21 protein-coding genes and 1 pseudogene are annotated in these 21,862 nt (G+C 37.3%); 13 read left to right on the top strand and 9 right to left on the bottom strand.

The window, feature by feature from the left end; translation table 11 throughout:
- Positions 1-7 precede the first annotated feature (7 nt).
- From bioF to aroG, 7 genes are all read left to right on the top strand, one after another.
- Complete coding sequence (gene bioF, locus ACPT8O_RS06960) at positions 8-1,150, top strand: 8-amino-7-oxononanoate synthase (RefSeq protein WP_021035128.1); 1,143 nt, start codon at positions 8-10, stop codon at positions 1,148-1,150.
- Between the two features lie 9 nt (positions 1,151-1,159).
- Positions 1,160-1,807: a pimeloyl-ACP methyl esterase BioG family protein gene (locus ACPT8O_RS06955; protein WP_021035129.1), complete on the top strand. Its 648-nt coding sequence runs from the start codon at positions 1,160-1,162 to the stop codon at positions 1,805-1,807.
- Positions 1,795-2,577 (top strand): malonyl-ACP O-methyltransferase BioC, encoded by a 783-nt coding sequence (gene bioC, locus ACPT8O_RS06950; protein WP_021035130.1) that lies wholly within the window; start codon positions 1,795-1,797, stop codon positions 2,575-2,577. The genes ACPT8O_RS06955 and bioC overlap by 13 nt, the downstream gene beginning before the upstream one ends.
- A gap of 8 nt (positions 2,578-2,585) precedes the next feature.
- Complete coding sequence (gene bioD, locus ACPT8O_RS06945; RefSeq protein WP_021035131.1) at positions 2,586-3,227, top strand: dethiobiotin synthase; 642 nt, start codon at positions 2,586-2,588, stop codon at positions 3,225-3,227.
- Positions 3,228-3,308: 81 nt separating this feature from the next.
- Positions 3,309-3,992, top strand: coding sequence for a lipoprotein-releasing ABC transporter ATP-binding protein LolD (lolD, locus tag ACPT8O_RS06940; RefSeq protein ID WP_021035132.1), 684 nt, complete (start codon positions 3,309-3,311; stop codon positions 3,990-3,992).
- On the top strand, positions 3,992-5,242 hold the full coding sequence (gene lolE / locus ACPT8O_RS06935; protein WP_021035133.1) for a lipoprotein-releasing ABC transporter permease subunit LolE: 1,251 nt from the start codon (positions 3,992-3,994) through the stop codon (positions 5,240-5,242). The genes lolD and lolE overlap by 1 nt, the downstream gene beginning before the upstream one ends.
- A gap of 216 nt (positions 5,243-5,458) precedes the next feature.
- Positions 5,459-6,547 (top strand): 3-deoxy-7-phosphoheptulonate synthase AroG, encoded by a 1,089-nt coding sequence (gene aroG / locus ACPT8O_RS06930; RefSeq protein WP_021035134.1) that lies wholly within the window; start codon positions 5,459-5,461, stop codon positions 6,545-6,547.
- Positions 6,548-6,625: 78 nt separating this feature from the next.
- Here aroG and ACPT8O_RS06925 read toward each other — a convergent pair whose 3' ends face one another.
- Positions 6,626-7,066 (bottom strand): LexA family protein, encoded by a 441-nt coding sequence (locus tag ACPT8O_RS06925; protein WP_021035135.1) that lies wholly within the window; start codon positions 7,064-7,066, stop codon positions 6,626-6,628.
- Positions 7,067-7,351: 285 nt separating this feature from the next.
- Between ACPT8O_RS06925 and sstT the strand changes: the two genes are divergently transcribed.
- The 3 genes from sstT (at position 7,352) to ACPT8O_RS06910 (ending at position 9,879) form a co-directional block, all read left to right on the top strand.
- Positions 7,352-8,596 (top strand): serine/threonine transporter SstT, encoded by a 1,245-nt coding sequence (gene sstT / locus ACPT8O_RS06920; protein WP_041175327.1) that lies wholly within the window; start codon positions 7,352-7,354, stop codon positions 8,594-8,596.
- A gap of 120 nt (positions 8,597-8,716) precedes the next feature.
- Positions 8,717-9,325 (top strand): NAD(P)H-dependent oxidoreductase, encoded by a 609-nt coding sequence (locus tag ACPT8O_RS06915; protein ID WP_021035137.1) that lies wholly within the window; start codon positions 8,717-8,719, stop codon positions 9,323-9,325.
- Positions 9,325-9,879, top strand: a complete 555-nt coding sequence (locus tag ACPT8O_RS06910; protein WP_021035138.1) for a TorD/DmsD family molecular chaperone — start codon at positions 9,325-9,327, stop codon at positions 9,877-9,879. The genes ACPT8O_RS06915 and ACPT8O_RS06910 overlap by 1 nt, the downstream gene beginning before the upstream one ends.
- A 43-nt stretch (positions 9,880-9,922) precedes the next feature.
- On the opposite strand, the gene ACPT8O_RS06905 is transcribed toward ACPT8O_RS06910, so the two are convergent.
- The gene (locus tag ACPT8O_RS06905; RefSeq protein ID WP_021035139.1) at positions 9,923-10,477 is read right to left on the bottom strand and encodes an NAD(P)H nitroreductase; all 555 of its coding nucleotides are present in this window, start codon (positions 10,475-10,477) and stop codon (positions 9,923-9,925) included.
- Between the two features lie 98 nt (positions 10,478-10,575).
- Between ACPT8O_RS06905 and sppA the strand changes: the two genes are divergently transcribed.
- On the top strand, positions 10,576-12,423 hold the full coding sequence (sppA, locus tag ACPT8O_RS06900) for a signal peptide peptidase SppA (RefSeq protein ID WP_021035140.1): 1,848 nt from the start codon (positions 10,576-10,578) through the stop codon (positions 12,421-12,423).
- A gap of 37 nt (positions 12,424-12,460) precedes the next feature.
- Here the strand turns inward: sppA and ACPT8O_RS06895 are convergent.
- The 5 genes and pseudogenes from ACPT8O_RS06895 to mnmC all read right to left on the bottom strand — a co-directional run bounded on the left by ACPT8O_RS06895 (position 12,461) and on the right by mnmC (position 17,862).
- Positions 12,461-13,266, bottom strand: a pseudogene (locus ACPT8O_RS06895) (LicD family protein).
- A complete protein-coding gene (locus tag ACPT8O_RS06890) occupies positions 13,266-13,967 on the bottom strand; it encodes a CTP--phosphocholine cytidylyltransferase (protein WP_021035141.1) in 702 nt (233 codons plus the stop codon). Before ACPT8O_RS06890 ends, ACPT8O_RS06895 begins: the two are co-directional and overlap by 1 nt.
- The gene (locus ACPT8O_RS06885; RefSeq protein ID WP_021035142.1) at positions 13,964-14,842 is read right to left on the bottom strand and encodes a DMT family transporter; all 879 of its coding nucleotides are present in this window, start codon (positions 14,840-14,842) and stop codon (positions 13,964-13,966) included. The genes ACPT8O_RS06890 and ACPT8O_RS06885 overlap by 4 nt, the downstream gene beginning before the upstream one ends.
- Positions 14,842-15,774, bottom strand: coding sequence for a phosphotransferase (locus ACPT8O_RS06880; RefSeq protein WP_112083032.1), 933 nt, complete (start codon positions 15,772-15,774; stop codon positions 14,842-14,844). Before ACPT8O_RS06880 ends, ACPT8O_RS06885 begins: the two co-directional genes overlap by 1 nt.
- 75 nt (positions 15,775-15,849) lie before the next feature.
- Positions 15,850-17,862, bottom strand: coding sequence for a bifunctional tRNA (5-methylaminomethyl-2-thiouridine)(34)-methyltransferase MnmD/FAD-dependent 5-carboxymethylaminomethyl-2-thiouridine(34) oxidoreductase MnmC (gene mnmC / locus ACPT8O_RS06875; RefSeq protein ID WP_041175329.1), 2,013 nt, complete (start codon positions 17,860-17,862; stop codon positions 15,850-15,852).
- 147 nt (positions 17,863-18,009) lie between these two features.
- Between mnmC and fabB the strand changes: the two genes are divergently transcribed.
- Positions 18,010-19,230, top strand: a complete 1,221-nt coding sequence (fabB, locus tag ACPT8O_RS06870) for a beta-ketoacyl-ACP synthase I (RefSeq protein WP_021035145.1) — start codon at positions 18,010-18,012, stop codon at positions 19,228-19,230.
- 62 nt (positions 19,231-19,292) lie between these two features.
- Here fabB and ACPT8O_RS06865 read toward each other — a convergent pair whose 3' ends face one another.
- Complete coding sequence (locus tag ACPT8O_RS06865) at positions 19,293-19,556, bottom strand: GrxA family glutaredoxin (protein WP_005650929.1); 264 nt, start codon at positions 19,554-19,556, stop codon at positions 19,293-19,295.
- Positions 19,557-19,672: 116 nt separating this feature from the next.
- On the opposite strand from ACPT8O_RS06865, the gene ACPT8O_RS06860 reads away from it, so the two are divergent.
- Positions 19,673-20,581, top strand: a complete 909-nt coding sequence (locus ACPT8O_RS06860) for a RimK family alpha-L-glutamate ligase (protein WP_021035146.1) — start codon at positions 19,673-19,675, stop codon at positions 20,579-20,581.
- Positions 20,582-20,618: 37 nt separating this feature from the next.
- Here the strand turns inward: ACPT8O_RS06860 and gltS are convergent, their stop codons facing one another.
- Positions 20,619-21,833, bottom strand: coding sequence for a sodium/glutamate symporter (gene gltS, locus ACPT8O_RS06855; protein WP_021035147.1), 1,215 nt, complete (start codon positions 21,831-21,833; stop codon positions 20,619-20,621).
- Between the last annotated feature and the right edge of the window lie 29 nt (positions 21,834-21,862).

The raw sequence follows: 21,862 nt of genomic DNA, 5'->3' as shown, positions 1-21,862 counted from the left end.
ATGAAAAATGGATGCTTTTAAACAGCAACTGGAACAGCTTAGCGCACAAAATCAATATCGTTCGATTCCGGATTTGATTCATCAAGGGCGGTATATTACGCGGGAAAACCGCAAAATGCTAAATATGTCGTCTAATGATTATTTGGGTTTGGCATCAGATGAAAATTTGCGCTGGTCTTTTTTGCAGCAATACGGCGGTAATTTTCCCTCTTTTACCAGTTCTTCATCGCGTTTATTAACGGGCAACTTTCCTATTTATACCGATTTGGAAGCGCTTGTCGCACAACGTTTCAAACGGGAAAGCGCGTTATTGTTCAACAGCGGCTATCACGCCAATCTCGGTATTTTGCCTGCTTTGACGACGACGAAAAGTTTGATTTTGGCAGATAAATTCGTTCACGCCAGTATGATTGACGGCATTCGTTTAAGCCAATGTGAATTCTTTCGTTATCGTCATAATGATTATGAACATCTAAAGAATCTGCTCGAAAAAAATGCTGGAAAATTTGACCGCACTTTTATTGTTACCGAATCTGTTTTTAGTATGGACGGCGATGTGGCGGATTTGAAACAGCTTGTCCAATTAAAAAAACAGTTTCCCAATACTTATCTTTATGTGGATGAAGCCCACGCAATCGGTGTTTATGGGCAAAACGGATTGGGTATTGCCGAACGGGATAATTTGATTGCCGAGATTGATTTATTGGTTGGTACTTTTGGCAAAGCCTTAGCTTCAATGGGGGCTTATGTCGTCTGTGATCAAATATTAAAAGAGTGTTTGATTAATCAAATGCGTCCATTGATTTTTTCAACCGCGCTGCCGCCGTTTAATGTGGCTTGGACTTATTTTATTTTTGAACGATTGCCACAATTTTCAAAAGAAAGAACTCATCTTGAGCAGTTAAGTGCATTTTTACGCCAAGAAGTGGAGCATAGAACGCAAATAATGCCAAGCCAAACTTGCATCGTTCCTTATATTTTAGGCGAGAACGAAGTAACCCTTGCTAAGGCGAAAACTCTGCAAGAGCAAGGTTATTATTGCTTGCCAATTAGACCACCGACAGTACCAAAAGGTACATCCAGAATACGATTATCTTTGACGGCAGATATGACAATAGATGAAGTAAAACAGTTTGTGGCATGCTTATAAGGAAATAATGTGAAAACGAAATTTTATGATCATCAAGGTGAGCATTTAATAGTTTATTTTGCTGGCTGGGGGACACCTCTTGATGCGGTGGCTCATTTGATTTTGCCAACAGATCATGATTTATTAATTTGCTACGATTATCAAGATTTGAAGTTAGATTTTGATTTTTCTGCCTATCAGCAAATTCGTGTAGTGGCATGGTCAATGGGTGTTTGGGTGGCAGAGCGAGTATTACAAGGAATCACCTTACAATCTGCAACAGCAGTGAATGGCACAGGTTTACCTTGCGATGATAATTTCGGTATCCCTTGTGCCGTTTTTAAAGGCACATTGGAGAACCTCACGGAAAATACCCGTTTAAAATTTGAACGCAGAATCTGTGGTGACAAAGTATCTTTTGAAGATTACCAACAATTTCCCGCCCGTCCGTTTGACGAAATTCATCAAGAACTTACCGCACTTTTTGCGATGATCGGGCAAGATAGGCGTACAGATCTTATCTGCTGGACAAATGCCTTGGTCGGATCGGGCGATAAAATTTTTATGCCTGCCAATCAGCACCGGTATTGGACACCGCGTTGCACCGTTCGGGAAATTGACGGCGGACATTACCTGTTTTCAAGATTTACCCATTGGTCGGCACTATGGAATCACTGACTGCCATAAATAAATCGCGCATTCGGCAGGCTTTCCAAAAAGCATTAAACGATTATGACCGGCACGCCTTAATTCAACAAAAAATGACGATTAATTTAATGGTGCATTTACAAGACTATTTACCAAATGGGTCATTAGATAACGTTTTGGAACTAGGCTGCGGTTCAGGAATGTTGAGTGCCTTGCTGCAAAAACAGATTTCAGCGGATTATTGGTTATTTAATGATTTGTGCGATGTGCAGACCCAACTGGCTGAAAAACTGCCGCAATCCTTTGATTTTTATTGCGGCGATGCGGAAAACTTTCCTTTTCAACGACAATTTGACTTAATCGCAAGCGCATCCGCCGTGCAATGGTTTCACCAACCCGAGGCTTTTATCGCCCATTGCAAAACAGGCTTGAAAGCAAACGGATTATTGGTGGTTGCGACCTTTGGCGAAGACAATTTAAAAGAAGTTCGCCAAATCACAAATATAGGCTTAAATTACCCGACTTTATCCCAATGGCAGGCTTGGTTGGCCAAAGATTTTGAGCTTTTATGGTGTGAGGATTTTAAGGTAATACTAGACTTTGATACGCCATTGGATGTACTCAAACACCTTAAATATACAGGCGTTACCGCCACGAACCAAAAAAATTGGACAAGAAAAAATCTCAATGGATTTATTGACGATTACTTGTCGGCGTTCAGTATGCCGTCGGGCAAAGTGCGCCTGACTTATCATCCGTTATTTTTTATCGCGCGCTACTCTGCGGCGGGCAGGCAATAAGGCAGCTTATGAGCAAAGTTATTTTTATATCGGGGATTGATACCGATGTGGGTAAAACAGTGGCAACAGGGATTTATGCTAAAAAGTTGATGGAACAAGGCTTTTCCGTGATTACACAAAAAATGATTCAAACAGGTTGTAAAAATATCGCTGATGATTTGCTTGTGCATCGAAAGATTCAAGGGATTGATTTAACGGAAGAAGATTTACAAGGCAAAACCTGCCCTTATGTTTTTGAATATCCTTGTTCTCCACATTTAGCTGCAAAGCGAGAAAGTAGAAAAATTGATGCAAAAATCATTGAAAGATCCACCGCACTTTTGGCAGAAAAATATGATTATGTGTTGCTGGAGGGGGCTGGTGGGTTAATGGTGCCTTATTGCGAGGAAGCGACGACGTTGGATTATATCCAGTCAAACAATTATCCTTTGATTTTGGTCACATCGGGAAAATTAGGCAGTATAAACCACACATTATTAAGTTTAGAGTCTTGTCGTACTCGCGGTATTTCAGTATTAAGTGTAATGTATAACGGTTACCCAGAATATGATCCTATTATTAGTCAAGAAACCCAACGCTATTTAAAACGTTATCTTGAAAAACATTTTCCTGAAACAGGATTTGAATACTTTGGGTGTATTGAAATTTAAGCTCAAGGAAAAGTGTGATAGACTCGCGCAAGTTTTTGATGGGATTATCTGCCGCTAAAGTGCGGTTAAAACGAGTAAAAAATGAATAACTATTTATTAAAATGCGAAAACATCAATAAATTTTATCAAGAGGGCGAAAATCAAACGCAAGTGTTAAAAGGTGTTTCTTTTTCTATGGAACCTGCAGAGTTGGTTGCGATTGTGGGGAGTTCTGGTTCAGGGAAAAGTACTTTATTGCATACTTTAGGAGGGCTTGATCAGCCAAGTAGTGGGGAAGTGTTTATTAATGGACAATCTTTGCAAAAAGCATCGGCTAATGAATTAGCTGCTTTGCGTAATCGTTATTTAGGATTTGTGTATCAATTCCATCATTTAATGGCAGATTTTACCGCACTTGAAAATGTGATGATGCCGATGTTGATTGGTCATCAAAATAAAACAGAAGCGAAAGATCGTGCCGAAAAAATGCTAAGTGCGGTGGGATTAAGCCATAGAATTACCCATCGTCCTTCTGCGCTTTCTGGTGGGGAACGTCAGCGTGTGGCGATTGCACGTGCTTTAGTGAATAATCCATCGTTAGTTTTGGCGGATGAGCCAACAGGGAATCTTGATCACAAGACCACAGAAAGCATTTTTGAACTCATTCAACAACTTAATCAAGAACAAAATATCGCCTTTTTATTAGTCACTCACGATATGGGGCTTGCGGAAAAATTATCACGCCGTTTGGTTATGCAAGATGGTCTTTTGAAGGAAGGTGTGTAATGAATACGCCGTTTTTTATTAGCTGGCGTTATCAACGTGGCAAGCAGAAAAATCCTTTGGTTGCGTTAATTGCAAAATTTTCTGCAATTGGTATTGCGCTGGGCGTTGCAGTTTTAATTGTTGGCTTAAGTGCGATGAATGGTTTTGAGCGTGAGCTTAATCAACGGATTTTGGCAGTCGTGCCGCATATTGAGATTTTTTCTGTGCCTCAAGCGAAAGATCTCACAATTCATCATTGGCAAAATTTAGAAAAACGCTTACAACAAAATCCACAAATTAAAGGCATTTCTCCTTTTGTGAGCTTTACTGCATTAGTAGAAAATGGCTCGAAATTGAAAGTTGTTCAGGTCAAAGGTGTTGAAAAACAAGCAGAAGATAAGGTAAGTTCAATTGGTAATTTTGTACAAGAGCAAGGTTGGAACAAATTTGAGAAAGAAGGCGGATTAGTCTTGGGATCGGGTATCGCTAAAGAACTTGATGTAAAAGTAGGGGATTGGATTACCTTACTTATTTCTCAGCAAAACGGCGATGAACAATTTGCTCAACCAACTCGTGAGCCAGTGCAAGTTACCGCTATTTTACGCTTAGATGGTCAGCTTGATTATAGTTATGCCTTATTGCCGCTTGCTCAAGCACAAACGTTTTTAACTTATCAACCAGATCAAATTACAGGTGTTGAATTGAAATTAGATGATCCTTTTTCTGTGAGAAATCTGGATTTATCAATGCTTAATGATTATCCGCAGATGCTATATATGCAAAATTGGATTAGTAAATTTGGTTATATGTATCGAGATATTCAGCTTATTCGAACTGTGATGTACATCGCAATGGTGCTTGTGATTGGTGTGGCGTGTTTTAATATTGTTTCTACGCTGATTATGGCAGTAAAAGATAAGCAAGGCGATATAGCAATTATGCGTACGCTTGGGGCGAATAACGCTTTCATCAAACGTATTTTTATTTGGTATGGCTTACAGGCAGGAATGAAAGGTTGCTTAATTGGAATTGTGCTAGGCATTATACTTGCATTAAATCTTACCACTTTTATTCAAGGTATTGAGTGGATTATCGGTAAGAAATTATTATCGGGCGATGTGTATTTTGTGGATTTCTTGCCAAGCGAGTTACATTGGTTGGATGTTTTGATGGTTTTAATCGCTGCACTTGCCTTGAGTTTAATTGCGAGCCTTTATCCAGCAAGCCGAGCCGCTAAATTACAACCTGCACAAGTATTAAGTAGCCATTAATTTAGAGAGTACCGCACAAAAGTGCGGTATTTTTTTATCTTTTATTTACTTAATTATTTCGTTTCATTCAGCTTGCAAGCAGGTTGTAAAGATAGTTTAATAGGAACTTCGTAGATTTTATTCTAAAAACATAACGAACTAGTTTACTAGTACAAGAAATAAGTGTAGATTAGCTACATAATTTAAATACAACATTTGAAAGCAAGAGAGTGATGTATGGCTAAAGAGAAAATTGAAATTGTCGTGGCAAACGATGATACGCGAATTGAAAAAGTCGATCAGGTGTTACCACCGATTGCCTTATTAGAAAAATATCCAGCGAGTGAATATGCTGCGGCATTAGTGAAGCAAACTCGTCATGAGGCACATAATATTATTCAGGCTAAAGATGAGCGTTTATTAGTTGTAATTGGACCTTGCTCCATTCACGATCCGAAAGCTGCCATTGAATATGCGACTCGTTTAAAACCATTACGTGATAAATATAAAGATAGCCTCGAAATTATTATGCGTGTGTACTTTGAGAAACCGCGTACAACTGTGGGCTGGAAAGGTTTAATTAATGATCCGTATTTAAATGATACTTATCGTTTAAATGATGGTTTACGTATTGCACGGAAATTACTTTCAGATATTAATGATCTTGGTGTGCCTGCTGCGGGCGAGTTTTTAGATATGATTACACCTCAATATTTGGCTGATTTTATGAGCTGGGGAGCGATTGGGGCTAGAACAACAGAATCACAAGTTCATCGTGAGTTGGCTTCAGGTTTATCTTGTGCGGTTGGTTTTAAAAATGCCACTAATGGCGGAGTAAAGGTCGCTTTAGATGCAATTGGTGCGGCAGAAGCTCCCCACAATTTCTTATCTGTCACTAAATTTGGTCATTCTGCCATTGTTTCTACAAAAGGGAATGAAGATTGCCATATTATTTTACGTGGTGGAGACAAAGGCCCTAACTATAGTGCTGAAGATGTAGAAAAAGTTTGTGCTGATATTGAAAAAACAGGGCGTATTCCACACGTTATGGTTGATTTTAGCCATGCAAACAGCAGTAAACAATATAAAAAACAAATGGAGGTTTGCCAAGATGTGTGTCATCAAATCGCATCTGGTTCTAAACAAATCTTTGGTGTAATGGTGGAAAGTCATTTAGTGGAAGGTCGTCAAGATTTAGTTGATGGCAAAGCACAGACTTACGGACAAAGCATTACGGATGCGTGCATTGGATGGGAAGATTCTGAAAGATTATTGCAACAACTTTCTGATGCAGTGATTGCGAGACGTAAAGTGACGAGTAATTAATTGAAATATAATCTAGATACTAGATAAAAGTGCGGTGGATTTTTACCGCACTTTTTTATTTGTCTTTAGTTATTCCAACTAGGCTGCCCATTTCATTTTATCGCGACGTTTCATTTGATGGATAGTGTTGGTTACGGTGCCGACAATAGGCAAATTCGACCAATCTTTTGTATTTATATTTGGTGTCGTGGAATCCAATGCCATAAAAAGGTAATTATCATTATGTAACATAAATTCATAGACGTGAAATTCATTGTTTTCTTCAAGTACCACAAGATCACCAGAGTAAAGATCATCATTTTTTTCGACGACTAACATATCGCCGCTTTCAATTCCCCAAGCCAACATATTTGGATTAGTTATATGAATAAAACAAGTTTGTTTTGGACGTTTGATACAGTAAAGATTTAAGTCTAATTTTTTGTTGAATTTAAGGTTATCTTCTATATCACTGAAAAAAGGCAGTGGATTATAAGAAAAATCCATTTCATATTGTGTAGCCAAAGTTTGGTTGTTCATTCTCTTATCTCCCGTTAAATAATATGGATAAATAACCTTTTACCTTGTTTTTTTGTACAGTTAAATTATACTGATGTTTCATACAGGGTGTCAATAGGTTAAATAAAAAATTTTTTTATAAGTATGTTTTTAGAGAATATCTAACAACTTTAGAAAAAAGTTCACTTTTAGAGTGAAAAATAATAAAAAATATTTTCTTTCATTAAAATTTTACGCTATCTTTAACTCCCCATAGGTGGATTGGTAACAATCTGAAGTTAAATTTACTAAAAGAAAGATAAAAATATGAACACATCACATCTATTTAGTCTGTTATTTCACGGTAGTTTGGTAAAACGAATTGCCGCTGGTTTGGTTCTTGGTATTATTGTTGCATTGATTTCAGCACCATTACAAGAAACCATTGGTTTTAATCTTGCTGAAAAAGTTGGCGTATTAGGTTCGATTTTTGTAAAGGCTCTGCGTGCCGTTGCACCAATTTTAATTTTCTTTCTTGTTATGGCTGCGCTTGCAAATCGTAAGATTGGCACGAAAAGTAATATGAAAGAAATTGTTGTACTTTATTTGTTTGCGACTTTCTTGGCTGCATTTGTTGCTGTGATCGCTGGTTTTCTATTTCCTACGGAAGTGGTATTGGCTGCGAAAGAAGATTCAAGTTCTGCACCTCAAGCCGTTGGTCAAGTGTTGCTAACATTAATTTTGAATGTGGTAGATAATCCATTAAATGCGATTTTCAAAGCGAACTTTATTGGTGTATTAGCTTGGTCTATTGGTTTAGGGTTGGCGTTACGTCACGCATCTGATGCAACTAAAAATGTGTTATCTGATTTTGCAGAAGGCGTATCGAAAATTGTTCACGTGATTATTTCTTTTGCGCCATTTGGTGTATTCGGTTTAGTGGCTGAAACCTTATCTGATAAAGGTTTAGTTGCATTAGGCGGTTATGTGCAATTACTTGCAGTATTAATCGGTACGATGTTATTTACTGCTTTTGTAGTAAACCCTATTTTGGTTTACTGGAAAATCCGTCGTAATCCTTACCCATTAGTGTGGACTTGTGTACGCGAAAGTGGTGTAACTGCATTCTTCACACGTAGTTCCGCAGCAAATATTCCAGTGAATATTGAATTAGCAAAACGCTTAAATCTTGATGAAGAAACTTATTCTGTTTCTATTCCATTAGGTGCGAACATTAATATGGCGGGTGCGGCGATTACTATTACTATCTTAACTTTAGCTGCAGTTCATACACTTGGCTTAGAAGTTTCTTTCGTTAGTGCGCTTTTATTAAGTATTGTTGCAGCACTTTGTGCTTGTGGTGCATCTGGCGTAGCGGGCGGTTCATTATTACTAATTCCATTAGCCTGTAGCTTGTTTGGTATTTCTGATGATGTAGCAGCACAAATGATCGGTGTTGGTTTCATTATTGGTATTTTACAAGACTCAACTGAAACGGCATTAAACTCATCAACTGACGTATTATTTACTGCGGCAGTATGTATGGAAGAAGAACGTAAAAATGCAGCATAATTATGATGCAAATAAGAGAGCGGGCATTGCCCGCTTTTTTTATATGATTTTATATGCAAAGTGCGGTCTATTTTGATAGACTTTTGCCACGTTTTATTTCCCTACAAATAGGTAAGAAAAATGAATCACTTAATTATTTTTGCTCATCCTAATTCAGAGCATAGTTTTGGGCGAGCAATTGCTAATCGTATTGAGCAAATCAGTCAAGAAAAGGGTGTAAATGTATTTTTTCGTGATCTTTATGAAATGAATTTCAATACAATTTTATCTCATGAAGAATTGCAAAATGCTAACAAAGGTATTATTCCAGAAGATATTCAGCAAGAGCACGATTTTATCCTTCAAGCGGATTTAATTACGTTGGTTTATCCCCTTTGGTGGATGGGATTTCCGTCAATTTTGAAAGGCTATTTAGATCGCGTATTAAGCCATGGCTTTGCCTATAAAACAGAAAACGGCGAATCAGTGGGATTACTCAAAAATAAGCAAATGCAGCAATTTATTACTATTGGCAGTAATGTTGATAAATATAAAGAATTTGGTGTGGATAAATCGCTTAATCATTGTTTGATTAATGGATTGTTTAATTACTGTGGCATTGAAAATGTCGAGTTTGAATTATTTGGAGATATTCATTTAATTGATGATAAGGCTCGTAAAGCGATGATTGAACTTGCTGCTCAAAAAACTCAAGAAAAATTGACCGCACTTTTAAAGGAAAAAGCGTAATGTCTGAAAAACAAATTAATAATTTTTCATTAATTAGTCGATTATTCGGTAATCTTTTTTATCGTTCTCCAACAGATAAAGTACTCGCTGACGCATTTGTTTGGTTACAACAAAAAGGTTTGAGTCCAGTTTGGGCATTAGATACTGATAAAGAAAGTGAATTAGCACTGAATAGCCTACAAGCTAAAATTGATCTCAATTTATTGAACCAAGAGTATCAAAAATTATTTGCAGCGAATGGAAAAGTGATGACGGCTATTTCAGCTTACGAGATTGATGTTGAAGAATTTGTGAATTTTCGCCTTGTACGCAATATGCCAGAGGTGGAAAGTGCGGATCATTTTGCTTTATTATTACTTACAGCCTCTTGGCTTGAAGATAATTTGGATTCTTTAGTGGCTCAGCAAGAATTCTTTGAAACCTTTTTATTGCCTTGTGCAGCGAAGTTTTTAACTCAAGTTGAAACGCAAGCAACCTTGCCTTTTTATCGTGCATTAGTCATTCTTACACGAGAAATATTGGCAGCGATGGCGGATGAATTGGAAGAAGAGTAGTGCAATATTTTGCTTTCCTCTAAGTCTTGAGGAAAGCAATATTTTATAGATAGGTTACAAAATCTTTTGTATCGATAATACGGTATTCACGTTCTGCTTTTTCTATGCTTGTGCCAATCATAACTAAGGCAATCACACGATCTTGTTCACGACATCCGAAAGCTTCTCGTAATGCACTTCCCTCAACCCATTTTCCTGAAATCCACACGTTATCAAATCCTTGTGCTTGGGCAGCCAGTTGTATTCCGTAAGTTGCACAGCCCGCACTTAGCATTTGTTCCCAATCTGGCACTTTAACGATAGTTGGATTGATTTTTGCTACCACACCAATAACCATAGGTGCGCGATGTGCTAGGTTTTCAGCTTTCATCAATTTTTCTTCACCCAAATCAAATTCTACAACGGCAGCTTTAAGTAGTGTTTCTAATTTATTTAAGCTCTCATTTTCCATTACAATAAAATGATAAGGATGTAATTTTCCGTGATCTGGCACACGCATTGCTGCTTCGAAAATACGCTCAAGCTGTTCTGCATTAGGCGCAGGTGTGGTTAATTTTTTATTTGATTTTCTTGTGGTTAAAAGTGTAAGTGCATCCATTTTATTATTCCCTATGAATAAAAGTGCGGTAGATTATAGCATAGTTTTTGGCAAGGCTTTGTGATACGCTAGGGTAAATTTTTTTAAAGGTAATTTGTATGTTTCGAGTATTAAAATTTTGTTGGAAAGCACTATGTTTCATTCGTGATCTTGTGATGAATGTCGTGTTTTTAGGTTTTGTGTTTCTGCTAATGGCTATTATTAGTTTTTCAAGCGGTGGAAAAAAATCTATAACATTAACAGGGGAAGGCGCGTTATTACTGAATTTAGATGGCTATCTAGCGGACAACCGCGATGAAACACTTCGTTGGCAAGATGCATTAAGCGAATTGAATGGCGAGCACGTTCCTAGAAAAATTTCGACGTTTGATGTGGTATTTGCTATTCAACAAGCGGAAGATGATCCTAAAATTAAAGGATTAGTGCTTGATCTTAATTATTTTGAAGGGGCAGATTTGCCTGCATTAGATTTTATTGGTAGCGCTATCAGTCATTTTAAAGATGCAGGAAAACCAGTGATCGCCTATGCGGATAATTATTCACAAGGACAATATTATTTAGCGAGTTTTGCGGATGAAATTTATTTAAATTCAATTGGAAGCGTGGATATTCACGGTTTATCGCAAGAGAATTTGTATTTTAAAGAGATGCTCGACAAATTAGCCGTTACACCACATATTTTCCGCGTAGGGACTTATAAATCAGCAGTAGAACCATTTTTACGCAACGATATGTCGGCTGAGGCAAAAGCAAATATGCAGCGTTGGTTAGGCGAAATGTGGAATAATTATGTTTTATCCGTCAGCGAAAATCGTAATATTAAGAAAGATAACGTTTTGCCGAATGCGAAACAATATTTATCGGATCTTAAAGCGTTAAAAGGCAATAGTACCGCTTATGCCCAACAACGTGGATTAGTAACCGATGTTGTAACTCGTTTGGATTTAGATAAAAAACTCACCGCACTTTTTGGCAAAGGAAGCGATGGAAAAGCGAACCTTATCGAATTTGATGATTATTTGACTCAACTGCCTGATCGCTTAGAACATTACAACGTACCGAATAAAATTGCGGTTGTGAATGTGGAGGGAGCGATTATCGATGGAGAAAGTGATGATGAAAATTCAGGCGGTGATACTATTGCGCGAATTCTCCGTAAAGCTTACGATGACAACTCAGTAAAAGCCGTTGTTTTACGAGTGAATTCACCAGGCGGTAGTGCTTTTGCTTCTGAAATTATTCGTCAAGAAACAGAAAACTTACAGAAAATCGGTAAGCCTGTCATCGTATCTATGGGCGCAATGGCAGCATCTGGCGGTTATTGGATTTCATCCACTGCAGATTATATTATTGCCGATGAAAACACTATTACAGGCTCTATCGGTATTTTCGCGATGTTCCCGACTTTTGAAAATAGCATAAAGAAAATCGGAGTGAGTTCAGATGGTGTTTCAACCACTGAATTAGCTAATACATCAGCGTTTTCTCCATTAGCAAAACCCGTACAAGATATTTATCAAACAGAAATTGAGCATGGTTATGACCGATTTTTAGAAATTGTCAGCAAAGGTCGCCAGCTTTCTAAAACACAAGTAGATAAACTTGCTCAAGGTCAGGTTTGGTTGGGTAGTGACGCATTCCAAAATGGTTTGGTGGATGAGATCGGTTCTTTTAATGAAGCGGTCAATAAAGCAGAGCAATTAGTGAATCAACGCCAAGATACTGCCGTACAAGATTTTAGCGTGGAATGGTTCACTGATGATAATGTGAGTTTAATTAGCACCTTATTGCGCGATACTAAAAAAGGTGCGCAAGAACAGTTAGCTAAATGGCTTGGTCTGCCAGCTCCAATTCAAAAATTACAAAAAGAATTGAATGTATTAACTAAATTTAATGATCCTAAAGGACAGTATTTGTATTGTTTGAATTGTGGGAAGGTTCAGTAATAATTGAAAAAGGGCAGAATTAAATCTGCCCTTTCGCTTACAAAATATACGCTTCTTGAATATGATGTGGCTTTTGGTCTTCTTCTGGTGGAAGCTTCATATAATCTCCATAATATTGCGTTAAGTGTTCGTGATATCCATTCATTACTTGAAATTGTCGTCCTTCAAATTCTTTATAAACAATGTGATTAAAATATTCTTTCGGCATATAAGATTTTTGCCAACCACCACAATCGTCATAATCAGATAGTACAAGACCAATATAATCGCATTGTTTTATCGGATATGTTATTTGAAATTGCTCTAGATTTTTTTGCATTTTGGAAAATATTAAATGGCTCAATTTATTAAGTATTGCTTTCCATAAGGTATTTTTTTTTCTCTTAACCATCTTTTCTTGCAAGAATAGAAACGACGATGAGTTCTTCTATATTTTTTCATAAAAGAGCAGATGATCTTTGGATTATTTGGCACCCCATCATAGATGAATATATCTATAAACATTGCGCTTTTTTTTCCGTCAATTTCGGTTATTTGAGTACGACAATCAAAGATTTTTGCCATTTCTCCAGTCTTTTGAGCAAGTATGTCTTCTACTGTTTCCATATTGTAGTATTCGTGAGTTTCTTGAAACCAAACATCAACAAATTTTTGATATTCATCGCGGTGCATATATACATCAATATCATCATCCCAAGGGATAAAGCCTTTGTGGCGTATAGCACCGATTAATGTTCCACCACCAAGAGAATAGCGAATTTGGTGTTTCTCACATAGAGCGTGGAAATAATCTAAGATATCGAGACAAACGAGTTGTTGTTCTCTAAGTGTCAATTTTTTCATTATTTTTCCTTGTTTGGTGTCAATTTTTGTAAAATACGCTGATAATCATCAAGGTTATCCATCTCAAATATATCATCACGGTTAAGTTGCTGTGTATGAACATTTAATTTATCTATATATTCCATCGGAATGGTGTCCCAATAAAGTGTGGGATTTTTTAATTGCACTTCACTTGTATATTCTTTGAGCAAATTTAGAATAATATTGCAATCCTGAGTTGTCCAATAAGATACCCCTGACAAGCTAGGCTGGTTTAATGATCCAATCTCAATACGCATTACTTGCCCACTACTATTTAAAATCGGTAGCCATTCATTGTACGTTTTAGAACGGATGACTGTGAAATATTTACTGTGTGGTGGCTTCGTTAGAAAAATATTACGATTGAGCACAACATCCGCATCAATAACATAACAATCACTAAAGAAGTCTTGTGCCAGAGAAAAGGAATAAATGCTGTTATATTCGCGATATTTTTCGTTGTAAATCAAGGTGCAGTCATATTTTTTCTTTAGATACTCGAATTGTTCGTGTAAATACCCTGTAACAATGACAATATTGTCGATATTTGCTTGACGTAGAAAAGCGAGTGTCCGTTCTAAGTTAGGTGTTCCATGAATATCTAATAGGGCTTTATGAGTGCTTTGTGTGATGTCTTTAAAACGACTGCCTAGGCCTGCAGCCAAAATAATTGTATTCATTTTTGTTCTCCTTTGTAATACAGTGTCATTATGACGCCCGCACTTAACAATAGGGCGAGTATTAAAGAGGTAGGTTGAATCGGCTGTTGATAGATAAGATAACCTAATCCTATCGCCCAAATAGAATAAGTAATATTTAATGCCATCGCTTTGATTGGTTTTAACAGATAAATCGCTTGGTAATAGCAGCAGTAAGATAATGCCCCAAAGATTATTACACCAGCAATTTGTACATAATTAAAACTAAGTATATCTAGTGAGAAATCTTTCAAGGAAAGAATAAATAGAATCAATAAATAACCAATAGTTGAACCACATAGTCTTAAAAAATACACTTGAAGTCCAGAGAGAGAACGCATTGTATAGGAGGATATCACTATTTCAGATGACCACCCTAATGTACAAATTATTAAAAAAATAAAACCAATAGTATTAAAGGTTATTTCTTGTCCTACTTCAATAGCAAGCAACGAAGAAGAAATAATAGCCAAGGCGAATCCGAATTGGGCTATTTTGCTAATTTTTTCTTTTAGAATCCAATAAGACATTAACGCAGCGATAACGGGAAAGAGAGATGAAAGCGGTGCTGCATAATAGATCGTTAAATAATGAATGCTTAATAAATAGCCAGACATTCCTATTGGTCCGCCTAATATGCCAGATAACGCAGGTTTCCAAAAAACGCCTTGAAAATCTACCGCATTTTTTCGCCACAATATTATGCCTATTACAAATAACGAGCAAAAATCAATTAAAAAAAGCAATGAAATCACTTTCCCTAACGCAGTATATTCACTTAATGGTAATTCATTATATAACAATCCAGATAATGCCCAAAATACAGCGGATAGTATGCCAAAGAGATAGCCACGCATTATGGCAATTCCTCTAATAGTTTAAATGCTGCGTCTAAGCGTTTTAACGCATAATCGCCAAAATTCTCGCCGTGTTCTTCCTTTACTTTTGTCCATAAAAACCACAATACATTTTGGCAAAAACGATGGATTTTTAACCGTTTGTGAGCGATTTGAAATTCTGTCTTGTGATATTTATTTGTCTGATTGCAATAGGTTTCTAATAGAAAATCAGCAGCTTCTTTCGATAAATGAGCTTCCTCAATGATCGTCGCTATATCAAATAACGGATCATTTAAGCCAGAATATTCCCAATCGATAAAAAATAGCCGATCATCTTGTAATAACATATTTTCAGGGACTAAATCATTGTGGCACGGACGTAAAATTAAGTCTTTATTGATATTTTCAAATTGCCAGAATACGGCTGAAAGTTTATCCATTCTAGGATCTGCTTGAAAAAAAGCGGATTTGTTTTCTAGCAATGAAAAATACTGGCGGAACTCATCGAATACGCTAAATACATTGCGAAAAACAAATTCACTGTTGTGTAAACGACATAAATTATTCACAACTTGAGACAAACAACTTTGTTCGTTTAATTGTGTTTGACTTAAAGGCTTACTATTTTCTAAATAACGAGTCAGTTTTACGCCACTTTTAGCATCTAATACGGGAGTTTCTACATTCAAACCAGCACGATATGTCTGTGCATTATTGAATGCCTCATATTCTCGATTTATAAGTGACAAATTTACGGCATTAGGGATCCTTAATACAAACTTAACTCCAGAAATATTAAGTAGAACATTTTGATTGGTCATTCCTCCAATGGCGGAAAAAGGAATGGAATGCTGATGAAGAAAATGAAATACTTCCTCAGGCTTATAGCAAGTTTTAACAAATTCTACAATTTGATTGATTGATTGATTGATTGCATAACACTTTTGTATTCATTTTTATATTTAAATTTTGTTTTGATTTTAACACGTTAAAGTTATTTTTGTAAGGTTCTGAATCTTATGGATTTATTCAACTTTTGAACCTTTCAACCACTTTCTCGCCCAAGCTCGGTTAGCTGAAAGGTTATGTAATATGGCTTCGCTTATTGGTAATGGCTCGCCATAAATGATTGAAGCTAAGGTTTCGCCTAAGAGTGGAGCGGAGGTAAGCCCGCGAGAACCTAAGGCTGCGATTAAGAAAAGATTCTGAAAATTGGCCGCACTTTGAATAGGTTGTTTACGGCGGCGGAGGTTGAATAAATTGTAATAATCCGCTTGTTGCTGTTCAAAATTCGGGACGTTTCCAATCATTGGGGCAAGATCGCGTACGGAGCAACGAATGCCCACTCGAGCCAAATTGCCAGAAGTATCCACGTCCTTTGTCCAATTCTGCATGATATTTTGCTGGAGTTTTTGTTGATTTTCTTGTTGTTCTTGTTCGCTAAAATGGCGATCAACGTTATCACGAATATGGCTTGCGCCGATGCAATGTGAGGTTTTTAATTGATCGGCTGGAGTGAGATAGCCATCATAACAAAGCACAGATTTCAGTTTGATTAAGTTTTCTGATGTTGGAATTTGGCTAACTTGCCCGCGGATAGGGTAGAGCGGTAGCTTTTCTGTTTGAATAAAATCAGTAATTTTATATCCGTTCGCAAGAATGACGACTTCATGGCAGTATTTTTGACCTTGCGTATTTTCTAGTTCCCAACCTTTTTCTTGTTGAGAAAGTGCGGTAATTTTTTGTGAGGTTTTAATGATTACACCTTGCTTTTCAAGAAATGAAAAGGCATTTTGAACAAATTGTCTTGGTGCAAGCCAAGCCCCTTGTTCAATCCAACCGCCTTCGCAATTAAGTGGTAATCCCACTTTTTCACTGAGTTGTTCAGCATTCAGCATTTGGAAGATTTCGTTCGGTAAACCAAGTTGAGAAATCTTTGTCAATTTAACCGCACTTTTTTCGTTGTAAGCACATAGTGCTACGCCGCAAAATTCGTGTTCAAACGCTATGTTTTGTGCGATTGTCCAATCAAGTAATTGGCGACCGTAACTGAAAGCGTGCAGGTAAAAATCAACGGTTAGCGCATTATCATCGTTAAGTTGCGGATAAAATGCGCCTTGTTTATTGCCTGAGGCATTGAGAGCGAGCACATCATCTTCACAATAAATGGTGACTTTTGCCCCACGTTTTACTAAGGAAATGGCTGCACAAAGAGAAGCAATACCACCGCCGATAATAGCGACATCTTGTTTTTCCATTTTCGCAGGCTGAGCAAGATACCAAGGTGTGGAAAGTGCGGTAGATTTTGATTGTATTTTTAGCCCACTTAAACATTCCCGTTTTTTGCCAAAGCCTTTACGTTTTGTCACATTAAAGCCTGCGGATTCAAGTCCTTTTCTAACCGCACTTGCTGCGGTGAAAGTGGCAAAAGAACCATTGGGTTTTGTGAAACGAAACATTAAGTTATAGAGATCATCATTCCACATTTCAGGATTTTTGCTTGGCGCAAAACCATCTAAAAACCAAGCATCAATACGTTCATTCATATAATCGCCAAGTTGTGGCAAGTTTTCTGATACATCTCCAAACCATAAATCTAAGGTTGTCTCTCCAAAATGAATACGATGACAACCTAGAATCAATGAAGGCCAATAACGTTGCAAATGAGCACTTAAATCTTCAAACTGCGGATAGGCAAGGTGCGCTTGCGAAAGTGCGGTGATTTTTAGCGGATATTTTTCAAAGGAAATAAAATTTAGGCGTTTTAAAGGATGATTCTCGTGTTGTTGGCGAAATTCACGGAATAATTGGGTTACTGCGAAGAAATTTAATCCTGTACCAAATCCCGTTTCTGCGATAACAAAATTGGCTTCTTTGTGGGTTATCCAACGTTCCCAAAGTTGATTACCTTGTAGAAAAACATAATCTGTTTCGGCTAATCCATTTTCGTTAGAAAAATAGACATCATTGAATTGATCTGAGACGGGAATATGGTTTCGATTGAAGTGAATCTCAGCATGTTGCACGCTAAAGGTCATTTTTATTTCTTTCTTGCCTAATGAAATTTGCGTATAATAACGCAATTTTCTGAACTGGTCGAACAAATGAATTATTGCTTGAAATATTTTTATTTCGTAGTAATTTTGTGCCGTTATTTTTACATATAAAACAATAAGGAAGAAGCAATGAGAAGAGCTGTAATTACAGGCTTTGGGATTATTTCAAGTATCGGTAACAACAAAGAAGAAGTATTGGCTTCATTAAAAGAAGGGAAATCAGGTATTGAAGTTGTGCCTGAGTTTGTTGAAATGAATATGCGTAGCCATGTTGCCGGAACAATCAAATTAAACCCAAGCGAGCACATTGATCGTAAAGTGTTCCGTTTTATGGGTGATGCAGCGGCTTATGCTTATCTTTCTATGCGTGAAGCGATTGAGGATGCTGGCTTAACAGAAGATCAAGTTTCTAATGATCGTACTGGTTTAGTGATTGGTGCGGGTACGGGTTCTGCACATAACCAGTTAGTGGCTTGTGATGCGGTGCGTGGTCCTAGAGGTATAAAGGCGATTGGTCCTTACGCAGTAACGAAAACAATGGCATCAAGTGTTTCTGCCTGTTTAGCTACTCCTTATAAAATCCGTGGTGTGAACTATTCAATGAGTTCTGCTTGTGCAACCTCTGCACATTGTATCGGTCATGCGGTTGAGTTAATTCAATTAGGCAAACAAGATGTGGTTTTTGCAGGTGGTGCGGAAGAATTATCTTGGGAATGTGCAACTGAATTTGATGCGATGGGTGCCGTTTCAACTAAATACAATGAAACGCCAGAAAAAGCATCTCGTGCTTATGATGCAAACCGCGATGGTTTCGTTATTGCAGGTGGTGGTGCTGTTGTGGTTGTGGAAGAATTAGAACACGCACTTGCTCGTGGTGCAAAAATTTACGCGGAAATTGTCGGCTATGGCGCAACTTCTGACGGTTACGATATGGTTGCACCAAGTGGCGAAGGTGCAGAGCGTTGTATGAAACAGGCAATGGCAACTGTAGATACCCCAATTGATTACATCAACGTACATGGCACATCTACACCAGTAGGTGACGTGAAAGAATTAGGTGCAATCAAAAATGTATTTGGTGACAAAATCCCAGCGATTTCTTCAACCAAATCAATGACCGGTCACTCTTTAGGTGCGGCGGGTGCACACGAAGCAATTTACACGTTATTAATGTTGGATAATGATTTTATTGCACCAAGTATTAATATCGAAACCTTAGATGAAGCCGCTGAAGGTTGCAACATCGTTACTAAGACGAAAGAAAATGCAGGATTACAAACTGTCATGTCAAATAGCTTTGGTTTTGGTGGTACAAATGCGACATTAATTTTTAAACGTTATAACGGTTAAAACGATTCTATGAAAAAGCCACTTTCGATTGAAAGTGGCTTTTTTGTAAATTAAAAGAAAAATTAAGCAACGATACCAAATTGTTCTTTCATTAATGCTTCAAAGTCAGTGCAACCACCAATTGGTTTTTCATCAATAAAGATTTGTGGTACGGTTTCTACTGGTTTACCAACTGATTTTGATAAATCTTCTTTAGTAATGCCTTCTGCATGAATATCCACATAACGATAGCCAAAATCAGCAACTTCGCCTTTTAATTTTTCAGCAAGGTTTTTTGCACGCACACAGTAAGGGCAGCCAGGACGACCAAAAATAACAACGAACATAAGATTTCCTTTTTTGAGTTAAACATTCCAGGCAATTCTACCTGATTTTTATCGTCTACATAAAGTGTTTTTATTCGTGTAATATACGGAACATCGTAGATAATAAATTAAATGTTATGAAATTATTAATGCTTTGCCGTGAACCTCGTCTTTATAGTTGCCAACGCTTAAAAGAAGCTGCTAAACGTCAAGGGCATGAGATGGATATTTTAGATCCGAATCGTTGCCTCTTAAAACTCTCACAAAATCCACCGCACTTTCAGATTTTTTATCAAGAAAATTCAGGGTCTAAACCTTATCTATTGCCTGATTATGATGCTGTTTTGCCTCGATTTGGCACAACAAGTACACAAATGGGATGCTCAGTCTTACAGCATTTTGAAGGCAAAGGGACTTTTTGTTTAAATTCATCTCAGGCATTTTTAAATGCACGTGATAAATGGAAAAGTTTGCAACTGTTGTTGAATGCAGGTGTTCCAGTTCCCAATTCACTTTTAAGTGGCAGTGAAATGCAAGCTCAGGCGACGATAGCTCATATCAGTTCGCCGACAATTTTAAAAATGCTAAATGGTTCACAAGGAATTGGGGTAATTTTAGCTGAAAAGCCACAAAGTGCGGTGAGCATTATGGAAGCTTTTAAGCAAACTAATATATCTATGTTGCAGCAAGATTTTATCGAAGAAGCGGGCAATGCGGATATTCGTTGTTTTGTGATTGGTGATCAAGTTGTAGCAACGATGCAACGAATCGGACAAGATGGCGAGTTTCGAGCGAATTGTCATCGTGGTGGAAAAACTGAAAAAATTATACTAAGCGATGACGAGAAACAGATAGCCATTAGAGCAACAAAAGCCATCGGTTTAGATGTGGCTGGTGTGGATTTAATTCGTTCAAAAAATGGATTATTGGTTTTAGAGGTAAATGCAAGTCCAGGCTTAGAAATGATTGAAAAAACAAGTGGGGTTGATATTGCAGCTGAAATAATTGATTATATTGAAATAAATGCCTTTATCAATTTAAGATAAAGGCATTTTTTAAAATATTGTAAATTTCAACCGCACTTTACGCGAGCATATTTACAACGGCAAATGAGACTTTCAATAATGCTGCGTTGATTAAGTCGATAAAGAATGCACCGACCATTGGAACGATTAAAAATGCTTTGTGTGATGGTCCAAAACGGCTGGTAACAGCTTGCATATTAGCGATTGCTGTTGGGGTTGCGCCTAAACCAAAACCACAGTGTCCAGCACTTAATACGACGGCATCGTAATCTTTACCCATTGCTCGATAAGTAATGAAGATTGCAAAGGTAGCCATAAATGCGACTTGAATAGCAAGAACAATTAATACATCAATTGCTAAACCTGCAAGTTCCCAAAGTCTTAATGACATTAAAGCAATTGCTAAAAAGATGGATAAGCCTACGCTACCTAATACGTCAATAGCGGATTCTGCTACTTGGAAACGGAAAATGTTGCTTAAAATATTGCGGACAATAACACCAGTGAATAAACACCATACGAAAGTTGGTAATTGGAGTGCAGTACCTTTTGTTTGTACATCTAAATATTGACCAATTAATAAACATACTGAAATCATTGCAATTGTTTCAATTAATGAACGTGCAGTAATTTTACGTTTATAAGTTGGGTGTTCAAATGCTTCTTGAATGTCATCAACTTCATCATTTTCAGGATTTTCGCCTTGTTTTTGGCGATTTAATAAGAAACGAGCGACAGGACCACCGATGATACCACCGAATACTAAACCGAAAGTTGCACAGGCAATGGCAATTTCAGTTGCACCTTGTAGATTAAATTGATGTGCAAATGTATCCGCCCAAGCAGCTCCAGTGCCGTGACCACCTGTTAAGGTTACAGAACCTGCAAGTAAACCATAAGCGGGATGGATTCCTAATGCCATTGAACTTGCAATGCCAATAACGTTTTGTCCGAAGATTAATAATGCAGCAATGAATAGAAATACAACGAGTGGCTTTCCGCCTTTAATTAGACGGGAAAAGTTGGCACTTAAACCGATAGAAGTAAAAAACACTAACATCATTGTGGTTTGTAGATTTTTATCGAAGTTAAAGGATGTTCCATCAATTTTGTGCCAAATTAAAAGACCAATGGCAACAATAAAGCCGCCAACAACTGGCTCTGGAATGTTAAATGTTTTTAATACATTAATGCGTTTAACCAAAAAATAGCCCAATAGCAAAACTAAGCTTGCTAATGCAAGGGTTTCATACGTGCTAAAAGTATAGCTCATAAATTGGATCTCCCTAAGTTATGTTTAAG

The organism is Haemophilus sp. HN_Hi08 (assembly GCF_049824455.1).
Taxonomy (GTDB): Bacteria; Pseudomonadota; Gammaproteobacteria; order Enterobacterales; family Pasteurellaceae; genus Haemophilus; species Haemophilus influenzae_D.
The sequence above is the reverse complement of the archived record's forward strand: the minus strand, read 5'-3'. Positions and strand labels throughout refer to the sequence as shown.